General features: G+C 70.9%; 1 protein-coding gene. It reads left to right on the plus strand.

Annotation, left to right across the window (positions count from 1 at the left end; genetic code table 11):
• A partial coding sequence (locus tag DC522_RS34020; protein ID WP_205769952.1) for a hypothetical protein occupies positions 1-268 on the plus strand: 268 nt, incomplete at both ends.

Genomic DNA, 268 nt, shown 5'->3' on the forward strand with positions numbered 1-268 from the left:
TCGGCCAAGGCCGCGAAGACGGCGACGACGAGCGGCGAACGGCCCTTGATCATCAACGCCCTGGGCGGCCTGGAGGACCCGGCCGCGCCGCCGACCGAGAGCGGCGACGGCGTCGACCTGGCGCATCCGGCGGTCAACGACCGGGCGATCCGCGACGCCCGCGATTCCGGCATGAACGCGGTCAACGTCACCCTCGGCTACGTGTCCGGTCCGATGGAGCCGTTCGAATACACGGTGCGCACCATCGGCGTGTGGGACGAGATCGTGC

Source organism: Microvirga sp. KLBC 81, assembly GCF_003075415.1.
Lineage (GTDB): Bacteria > Pseudomonadota > Alphaproteobacteria > Rhizobiales > Beijerinckiaceae > Microvirga.